Here is an 8772-nt window from a genome sequence, read left to right on the forward strand (position 1 = left end):
GTGGGCGGGGGACCGGGTGGTGGCGGTCGTGCTGTCCGGCCTGCTCGACGACGGTGCCGTGGGCGCCGCGCTCGTCGCCAGGGCAGGCGGCCGCGTGGTCGTGCAGGACCCGGCAGAGGCCGTCTTCGGGTCCATGCCACGAGCGGCGCTGGGTGCGGTACCGGGTGCGGACGTGCAGCCGACGGCGCGGCTCGGCGCCGCGGTCGGGGCCATGCTTGAGGAGAGTGAGCCTGAGAGCAGGTCCGAGGACGAGAGGCAGGTGGAGTCGGAGATGTCGATGGAGGACAGCGGGGACCCGCGGTTTCTGGCCGCGGAGGAGACCCGGCTGACCCGCCTGATGTGTCCCGGCTGCGGCGGCTCGCTCGCGGAGGTCGGGCTCCCGCACATCAGCTACTACCGGTGCCATGTGGGCCACCAGTACGCCCCGAAGACGCTGGAGGCGGCGCAGGCGGAGGCCGCGGAGCGGAAGCTGTGGGCGGGGGTCGCGGCGCTGGAGGACCACGCGGCGCTCGCGCGGCACCTGGCCGAGCAGCCAGGTGCGCACGACGATGGCGCCGAGTACCGCCAGGCTGCCGAGCGGGCCGCGGACCTGGCGAAGATGATGCGGTCGCACCTCGATTCGCCGAGCCTCCAGGACGTGGCCGGCTCGTCCTGAGCCGCCGTCCCGCCGAAACGGACGATACGGAGACGACGACGCGGCGCCGGGCCTCCCTGGGCAGGTCTACCGTGCGGTTGCATGAACATGCGCGCCACCGGCCGTGCGTGAGGAGGCAACGTGTCGCAACCGAACGCGGCGTTCGAGGAGCTCCTCGTCTACCTGCGCGACGCCCGGGGTTTCGACCTCACCGGTTACAAGCGCTCGAGCCTGACCCGCCGCGTCGAGCGGCGGATGGCGCAGCTCGGCATCCCCGAGTACGGGGACTACCTCGACTACCTCCAGGTGCACGCCGAGGAGTTCACGGCGCTGTTCAACACGATCCTGATCAACGTGACGGGCTTCTTCCGGGATCCCGACGCCTGGGCGGCGTTGCAGACGGAGATCCTGCCTGCGCTGCTCGCAGCGAAGGCGAGCGGCGAACCGATCCGGGTCTGGAGCGCGGGCTGCGCGTCCGGCGAGGAGGCGTACACGCTGGCGATCGTGCTCGCCGAGATGCTCGGCGCCGATGAGTTCCGCCGCCGCGTGAAGATCTACGCCACCGACGTGGACGAGGAGAGCCTGGCGCAGGCCAGGCACGGGACCTACTCCTCCCGGGAGATCCGGGGAATTGCGCAGGAGGAGTACCTCGTGAAGTACTTCGAGCAGGCCGGGGGCCGCTTCGTCTTCCGCAAGGACCTGCGGCGGGCCGTGATCTTCGGTCGGAACGACCTCGTGCAGGACGCGCCCATCTCGCGGATCGACCTGCTGGTCTGCCGCAACTCGCTGATGTACTTCAACGCCGAGACCCAGGCCCGCATCCTGTCGCGCTTCCACTTCGCCCTCGCCGACGCCGGTGTGCTGTTCCTCGGCAAGGCCGAGATGCTGCTGAGCCACTCGATGCTGTTCCTGCCCATCGACCTCAAGCGCAGGATCTTCCGCAAGGTCCCTCGGCAGCCCGTCGGCAACGGCACCGCGTTCGCCGAGGTGCCCTTCTCCGCCCCGCGCGCCGAGCTGCCCGGGGTGGAGCTGCTGCGCCACGAGACCCTCATGACGGGCCCGCTCGCGCAGGTCGTCCTCACCGCGGACGGCCGGGTCGCGCTGGCCAACCATCAGGCCGAGCACCTCTTCGGCGTGTCGGCGAGGGATGTCGGGCGGCCCTTCCGCGACCTCGACCTGTCCTACCGCCCCGTCGAGCTCCGCCAGTACATCGAGCAGGCCCAGCTCGAGCGGCGCACCGTGCGGGTGCCCGATGTCTCCTACCTCCGGGGCGGCGAGCATCTCGACGTCGAGGTGCACATCACCCCTCTCGCCACCGGGGAGAAGGGCCTGCTCGGGGTCAGCGTCGTCTTCCACGACGTCACCCAGGCCCGGCGGCTGCAGGACGAGCTGGAGCAGACGAACCGGCAGCTGGAGACCACCTACGAGGAGCTCCAGAGCACCAACGAGGAGCTGGAGACCACCAACGAGGAGCTCCAGTCGACGGTGGAGGAGCTCGAGACGACGAACGAGGAGCTCCAGTCCACCAACGAGGAGCTGGAGACGATGAACGAGGAGCTCCAGTCCACCAACGACGAGCTGCAGACGATCAACGACGAGCTGCAGGACCGCACCACCGAGCTCGACCAGGCCAACGATTTCCTGGAGACCATCCTGTCGAGCCTCCGTGCAGGGGTCGTCGTCCTCGGTCCCGAGCTGCGGGTGCAGGTGTGGAACCGCCAGGCGGAGGAGCTGTGGGGGCTGCGCACCGACGAGGCGGTGGGTGAGCATTTCCTCAACCTCGACATCGGCCTGCCGCTCGACCGGCTCCGTCCGCTCGTCCGGCAGACGCTGGTGGCGGACGCGGGCCTTAACGAGCTGGGAGTGGCGGCGGTCAACCGGCGGGGGCGCCCGATCCTCGTGCGCGTGCTCGCCAGCCCGCTCCGCGGAGCCGACGGCGGGGCCGCCGGGGTGATCCTGATGATGGAGCAGGAGGGAACGGCCGACCGCGCGGACGGCAGCACCGGCCCTGATGCCCTGCACGCGCACGGGCGCGCCGACGGCAACGGTCGCGAACCGGCGGCCGACGGTACGCACGCCGACGGAGCCGCCGCCCGCTGACCATCGGCCTCACTCGGCAGGCCGTCCGATCGGTGTAGTTGCGCCACGGCATGCCTATCGTGCTCGCTGTCCCTATCCTCCGTAATCGGGGGGTTGCATTCAGTGGTGGTGAGCGGTGTCCTGGCGGGCCTCGACGTGCGCGACGACCACGCCGTCGTGGCGCTCTCGGGTGCCCTCCGCCTGGGTACCCAGGCCGATGTCCGGCGGTTGCTGCTCAAGCTGCTCACGGACCACCGGCGCCTGCTCGTCGACCTGTCCCGCATGCGGCTCGAATGGCTACCGGCGGTGCAGGTCTTTCCCGCCGTGCTGACGGAAGCGGGCGGCTGGCCCGCGGGGCTGCTGGTGCTCTTCGGCGCCGACGACCGGATGGCGACAGGCCTGGGGAGGCTGCACGTCGGGCGCACGGTCCCGGTGGTCGCCACCCTGGCTGCCGCCCAGCAACGACTGTTCGAGCGACCCGACCGCGTCGTCCGGGACCGTGAGCTGCCGGCGGCCGCGGCCGCGCCGGGGGTCGCACGGGCGTTCCTCCGGGACACCTGCACGGACTGGGAGGTGCCTGCGATGGCCGCCGACGCCGCCCTCGTCGTCACCGAGCTCGTCTCGAACGCGGTGCAGCACGCGGGCAGCGAGAGCCGGCTCCACATCGGGTGGGACGACCGGGGGCTGTGGATCGAGGTACGTGACTACCGTCCGGGTGACGATGCCCGGCCCCGCCCGCGGGTGCTCGGTGCCCACCACGGCCGGGGTCTGCACGTCGTCGCCGCCGTGGCCACGCATTGGGGAGTCAGCGATCATCCCGATGGGAAAACGGTCTGGGCGCTGGTCGCCGTGCCGCCCGCACCCAGGCAGATCCACCCGTCCACCCGTCGACGCAGGGATGGAACAGCTCTACCCTGACGCCTGGTCAAGCGGCGGGTCTGCTGCTCGTCCTGCCCGAAGTGGGAGGACTCGAATTGACGCAGAAAAGGTCCCCGGAAGAGACGCAGCGCAAATGTGAGTTTCCGGGCTACGGTGTGCTCGCCGGGACGGGGGTGCTCAGGATCACAATGGAGCGCCACGGTGATGCCACCCTGCTGCACGCCGACGGCGAGGTCGAGCTCGCGACCGCTGCCCGGCTCGCGGCCGAGCTCGCAGCCTGCTCGGGTGAGATCCTCCTCGATCTGCGCAGTGTCACGTTCATCGACTGCGCCGGAGTGACCGTGCTCGTCGACGCCACCCGCCGGGCCGACGTCAGAGGTGGGCGGCTGCGGATCGTCCCGGGCCGGGCCATGGAGAGGCTGTCCGCCATCCTCGGTCTGGCCGGTGAGCTGCACCTCGTGAACGAGCTGAGCCTGCGCGGGCGCCACACACGCCCTGCTGTCGACGGCTGACGGTCGCCGGAGCGGCGCAGTCCGACGCCCGCGCCCGGAGTGTCGCCGATTGTGCCGGGTGGCCGCCGGGTATGTGCTCTCCGTGGCGGATGGCAGCCCGGGTGGGTGGAGTCGGCATCGGACTCTGCCCGCGGAGCCGGTGGCTCCCCGGGCCGCGCGTGAGGTCGTCCGGGGAGCATGCCGTGACTGGCGCCTCGACCAGGAGACCTGCGACGACGCCGTGCTGGTGGCCACGGAACTGGTGGCCAACGTCGTCGACCACGCGCACACGTCCTGCGTCCTCACCGTGAGCCGTGCCGCCGCCGGGCTGCGGATCGCTGTCCGGGACTTCTCCGCGAGCCCGTTGCCGGAACTGCGCCCCGTGAATGTGCGCGCCCCGCGCGGTCGGGGGTTGCAGGTGGTCGCGGCGGTGTCGGCCGCGTGGGGCGTCACCGATCTCGACGGCGGGAAGTCGGTGTGGGCGGTCGTCGCGAACGGGACCGCGCCGTAGGCGGTCGATCTCCGGAAACCCGGTTGGCTGCGTGCCCGCCGTCCGGTTTGCGCGTGAGCCCGCGCACCGTGCCGGCCGATGTGGTGGGCCGACGTTTCGTGGCGGGATCGGCAGGGGAACCGCCTTGCCATGTTCCGGAGCCGGGTCGGCGTCGGCACTGCGGTGCTCGCGGCCGCGGCGCTGCTGCTGGCCGGGTGCGCCGACCTCGAGCAGCCGGAGGTCGAGCGGATCGCCTCCACGTTCGCGGCGGCCGACCCCTCCGCCCGGTGCGCGGTGCTGGCACCGGCCACCGTGGCGGCGGTCGAGGCCGCCCGGTCCGAGTCGTGCGTCCAGGCCATGGCGCAGCTCTCGCTTCCCGAGGGCGCGGTCGTGTCGTCGGCGGTGTGGGGCGACCAGGCGCAGGTGCAGCTCGTCGGGGACACGGTCTTCCTGACCAGGACGAGCACCGGATGGAAGGTCACCGCCGCGGGCTGCCGGTCCCGCGGCGATGCGCCGTACAGCTGCCGGCTGGAGGGGCCATGAGGTCGGTCCGCGTGTTGTTCGTGACCTACCTGGCGGTGATCGGCCTCGGGCTCGTGTACTTCGCCGCGCTCGGGTTCCTGGCCCGATGAGCACGACCGCGAATACGTCGTCGCCTCGGAGCGGCGTGCGGCGGGTTCTGCACGACAACGGGCTCGGCATCGTCTTCGGTGTGCTCTTCCTGCTGATGCTGGGCGGCCAGGCGGTCTCGGGGCACGCCTACTTCAACGACCAGCAGATCAGCGAAGGGGTCGAACCGGTGTCGCTCGGCCACTACCTCACGTCGTCGTCGTTCGCCGTCGACGTGGTGGAGAACTGGCAGTCGGAATACCTGCAGTTCTTCCTCTACATCTTCGCCACGGTGTGGCTGGTGCAGCGCGGCTCCTCGGAGTCCAAGGAGGTCGACGACGTCGGCCCCGAGTCGGAGCGGGACCAGCGCATCGGCCCGTACGCCGGTCCGGGCTCGCCGCGCTGGGCGCGCACCGGTGACTGGCGCACGGTGGTGTTCTCGCGGTCGCTCGGCCTCGTGATGGGCGGCATCTTTCTGCTGTCCTGGGGTGCCCAGTCGGTGGCCGGATGGGCGGCCTTCAACGCCGAGCAGCTGACGAGCCGCCAGGACCCCGTCACCTGGCCCGCCTACCTCGGGGAGCCCGAGTTCTGGAACCGGACGACACAGAACTGGCAGTCGGAGATGCTGGCGGTGGGCTCGATGGCGGTGCTGGGTGTCTACCTGCGCCAGCGTGGTTCGCCGGAGTCGAAGCCGGTCGGCGCCGCCCACGCGGACACGGGGGAGACCGGCTGATCCACCTGCCTGCCCCGCCCCCGCGGGACGCCGGAGGGCACCGGCGTACCCGGCCCGGCGCGCAGGTAGCGGCGCCGGGCCGGTGGTCCCCGGCTCAGCCGCCCTGGTCGCCCGACGGGAGGTCGGGGGAGCGGGGATCCCGCGACTTCCCGCTGCCTTCCTCGTCGGTGCGGCCCGCAGGCCGCCCGGCCGGACCTTTGGTCCCGACGTCGTCACGGTCGGGCGCGATCTCCTCGCCGCCCTTGCCGTGCTTCTCGCCGACCCCGAGAGGCGGCTCCGGGTTCATCTCGGCCGCGGACATGCCGGACCGTTCCTCGTCGGACACGGGAGGCGGTGGGCCAGGGGGACCCGCATTCGAGGCGTCGAACGCCTTGCGGGTTGCTTCGGCGCCCTCGCCGCTGTTCTCGCCCCGCAGCTCGTCATAGGGGGGCGTCGGCACCTGGGTTTCGCCTGCCGTGCCGTATTCCGGTCCGCGGCTGGACCGGCCGCCAGGAGCTTCCTGTTGGACGTCCGATATTTGCTTGTCGGGGCTGGTGTTGTCGGCATCGACCATGATGATCACCTCGCACCTGATTACCCGACGTTCAGCTGCAGGAATCCGGCCGATCAGGCGATGAGCGGCGCACCTAGGGGCGTCGTGCACCCCACCCCCATTCGCCGATCCGCGCGGTCCGGTGTGGACTGACGATTCACTTACTCAGCGTGACGCCGTGTTCAGCAGATCGTGAGAAAAAATCTTCGTCGTAACCCCGATGGAGTCTTCGTCGTTTCATCGTTGCGCGCACTGCAGCCGGGGGGCTCGATGTAGTCACCCGAACGCGGCCATCCCTGTCTGATTCGCACGGTTTGGGTCTTATGCCACAGCACACCTCGCCACCACAGGTGGCGTCATCCGAAGATCCGTCACGTCCATCCCGCAAGCCGCTCCTGATCGGAGCGGTCGTGGGTGTTGTCGCGGTGTTGGCCGTGGTCATCGGCTTCGCCGCGTTCAGCGGGCCGCCTGCTGCCTCGCCAGCGGGCATCGCAGCAGGCGAGGTCGCTCCGGCCGCCGGCGAGCTTCCCCTGAGCAGCACGTACACCACAGTGGACGGTGCTCCCCAGGACTCGGCGGCGACATCGAAGACAGACGGACTCGTCGTCCACCCCATTCGGGAGACGCCGGTCCACGACGCCCCGAACGGGCGCGCGATCGCCAGGATGGAACCGACGCAGATCGGCGACACCTGGCTGCCCGTGATCGGGGAGGACTCGGACTGGGTGCAGGTCCTCCTGCCGTCGAAGCCGAACGGTTCCACGGGCTGGCTGCGCTCGGAGGACGTCAAGCGCGCGAACACGCCCTACCTCGTCACCGTGCACCTCGGGTCGAAGAAGCTCGAGCTGCACCGCGACGACAAGGTCGTCGGTCAATGGACCGTCGGCATCGGCAAGGAGTCCGCTCCTACGCCGACAGGTCGGACCTTCCTGCTCGGAGCGTTCTCCGACAAGAAGCAGACCTACTCGCCGGTGATCCTCCCGCTCGGGACACACAGCCCGACGCACGACACATTCGGCGGTGGTCCCGGGACCGTCGCCATCCACACCTGGCCGACCGATGACGTTTACGGCACCGCAACCAGCGATGGGTGCATCCGGGTGCCGGCCGACGCGCTCGACCAGCTGTCCGAGGTGCCGCTCGGCACCCTCGTGATGATCGATGAAGATTGAGGGGTTTGCACCACAGTGAACACGAAGAAGCTCGCCGGCGCGGGGGCAGCGGCGTTCAGCGCCGCAACAGCGGTGACGGCTCTGCTCCTCGGCTCGTCCGTCGCGGTCGCGCAGGAGGCTGCACCCGACTCGGCGTACGCCCTGTCGGCCTCCGGCCTTCTGAAGATCGACCCGGTCACCTACGTGGAGTCGACCGACGGCAACCACGTCGAGGGCCAGCTGGCGGGCATCGGTGACGTCCTGGGCGAGCACCAGAGCGACATCGGGGTCGGGGTCCTGACCGCAGAGGCCCAGGGTGGGTCCGCGGAGACCTCGGTCACGAAGCTCAACCTCCTGCAGCTGCTCCGTGCCGACCTGGTGCGCACCTACTGCAACGACGGTGACGGCGGCCTGCAGATCATCCGCGGCACGATCCTCGGCCGCGACCTGCCGGAGACCCCGGTCCCCAGCCAGGCGATCGACATCTCGCCGCTGCTGAAGGTGACCCTGAACGACCAGGTCCGTCACGAGGACGGCTCCCTCACGGTCACGGGCATCGAGCTCACCGTGCTGCCGGGTGCCGGCGAGGACCTGGACCGGGTGCTCACCAGCGACGAGCGCAAGGCCCTTCCGGAGCTGGGCGGCCTGCTCGGCGCCGACCTCCCGGGCGGCGTCAACACCGTTCGTGACGTGGTCGACGGGCTGAGCAGCGAGCTCGGCGTCCAGGTCGACCCGTCCAAGCCGGTGCAGACGATCACCGTCGGCTCGGCCACCTGCAGCGCCGGTGACGGCGATGGCAACGGTGACGGGAACGGCGACGGCAACGGCAACGGCAACGGCGATGACAACGGCAACGGCGACGACGACAACGCCGCCGCTGACACCGACACCGCTGCGGTCGCCACCGCGCCGAAGCCCGAGGTCATGGACGCGTCCCTGCCGGTCACCGGCTGATCTTCGCGATTCCTGAGAACGGGCGGGGGCCGAGTCGGCCCCCGCCCGTTCGTCGTTCTGCTGTTGTTCAGGCGCCGCCCCGCCGTCCGTGCCGGGCTCGCCCCTCCGGGGTCGAGGGCAGCCGCCACCGCATCTCGACGGTGGTGCCCGTGTCGTCGTGCCGGATGTCGGTGTCGTCGCTGAGCCCGCGGATGATGAGCAGGCCCCGGCCCCGCCACCC

At 70.8% G+C, this 8772-nt stretch carries 11 protein-coding genes; 9 read left to right on the forward strand and 2 right to left on the reverse strand.

The window, feature by feature from the left end; translation table 11 throughout:
- The 7 genes from HF577_RS35185 to HF577_RS35215 all read left to right on the forward strand — a co-directional run.
- Positions 1 to 655 (forward strand): chemotaxis protein CheB (locus tag HF577_RS35185; RefSeq protein WP_281359946.1); only part of this gene is annotated, 655 nt, incomplete at its 5' end.
- 120 nt (positions 656 to 775) lie between these two features.
- Positions 776 to 2734, forward strand: coding sequence for a CheR family methyltransferase (locus HF577_RS35190; RefSeq protein ID WP_169400329.1), 1959 nt, complete (start codon positions 776 to 778; stop codon positions 2732 to 2734).
- Positions 2735 to 2839: 105 nt separating this feature from the next.
- Positions 2840 to 3631: an ATP-binding protein gene (locus tag HF577_RS39495; RefSeq protein WP_169400330.1), complete on the forward strand. Its 792-nt coding sequence runs from the start codon at positions 2840 to 2842 to the stop codon at positions 3629 to 3631.
- A 149-nt stretch (positions 3632 to 3780) separates the two neighbouring features.
- Positions 3781 to 4104: an STAS domain-containing protein gene (locus HF577_RS35200; protein WP_211175329.1), complete on the forward strand. Its 324-nt coding sequence runs from the start codon at positions 3781 to 3783 to the stop codon at positions 4102 to 4104.
- 82 nt (positions 4105 to 4186) lie between these two features.
- Positions 4187 to 4594, forward strand: coding sequence for an ATP-binding protein (locus tag HF577_RS35205; protein WP_344015991.1), 408 nt, complete (start codon positions 4187 to 4189; stop codon positions 4592 to 4594).
- Positions 4595 to 4723: 129 nt separating this feature from the next.
- Positions 4724 to 5116 (forward strand): hypothetical protein, encoded by a 393-nt coding sequence (locus HF577_RS35210; RefSeq protein ID WP_169400333.1) that lies wholly within the window; start codon positions 4724 to 4726, stop codon positions 5114 to 5116.
- A 124-nt stretch (positions 5117 to 5240) separates the two neighbouring features.
- Complete coding sequence (locus tag HF577_RS35215; protein ID WP_312859588.1) at positions 5241 to 5915, forward strand: DUF6766 family protein; 675 nt, start codon at positions 5241 to 5243, stop codon at positions 5913 to 5915.
- 94 nt (positions 5916 to 6009) lie between these two features.
- Here the strand turns inward: HF577_RS35215 and HF577_RS35220 are convergent, their stop codons facing one another.
- Complete coding sequence (locus tag HF577_RS35220; RefSeq protein ID WP_169400335.1) at positions 6010 to 6468, reverse strand: hypothetical protein; 459 nt, start codon at positions 6466 to 6468, stop codon at positions 6010 to 6012.
- Between the two features lie 389 nt (positions 6469 to 6857).
- On the opposite strand from HF577_RS35220, the gene HF577_RS35225 reads away from it, so the two are divergent.
- Positions 6858 to 7619 carry a L,D-transpeptidase gene (locus tag HF577_RS35225; RefSeq protein WP_211175330.1) on the forward strand — a complete coding sequence of 254 codons (762 nt, stop codon included), beginning with the start codon at positions 6858 to 6860 and terminating at the stop codon, positions 7617 to 7619.
- A 15-nt stretch (positions 7620 to 7634) separates the two neighbouring features.
- The gene (locus HF577_RS35230) at positions 7635 to 8552 is read left to right on the forward strand and encodes a choice-of-anchor P family protein (protein WP_169400337.1); all 918 of its coding nucleotides are present in this window, start codon (positions 7635 to 7637) and stop codon (positions 8550 to 8552) included.
- A gap of 67 nt (positions 8553 to 8619) precedes the next feature.
- Here HF577_RS35230 and HF577_RS40305 read toward each other — a convergent pair whose 3' ends face one another.
- The gene (locus tag HF577_RS40305; RefSeq protein WP_407692277.1) at positions 8620 to 8754 is read right to left on the reverse strand and encodes an ATP-binding protein; all 135 of its coding nucleotides are present in this window, start codon (positions 8752 to 8754) and stop codon (positions 8620 to 8622) included.
- Positions 8755 to 8772: the final 18 nt, after the last annotated feature.

It is taken from the genome of Pseudonocardia xinjiangensis (assembly GCF_012911925.1).
Classification (GTDB): Bacteria; Actinomycetota; Actinomycetes; order Mycobacteriales; family Pseudonocardiaceae; genus Pseudonocardia; species Pseudonocardia xinjiangensis.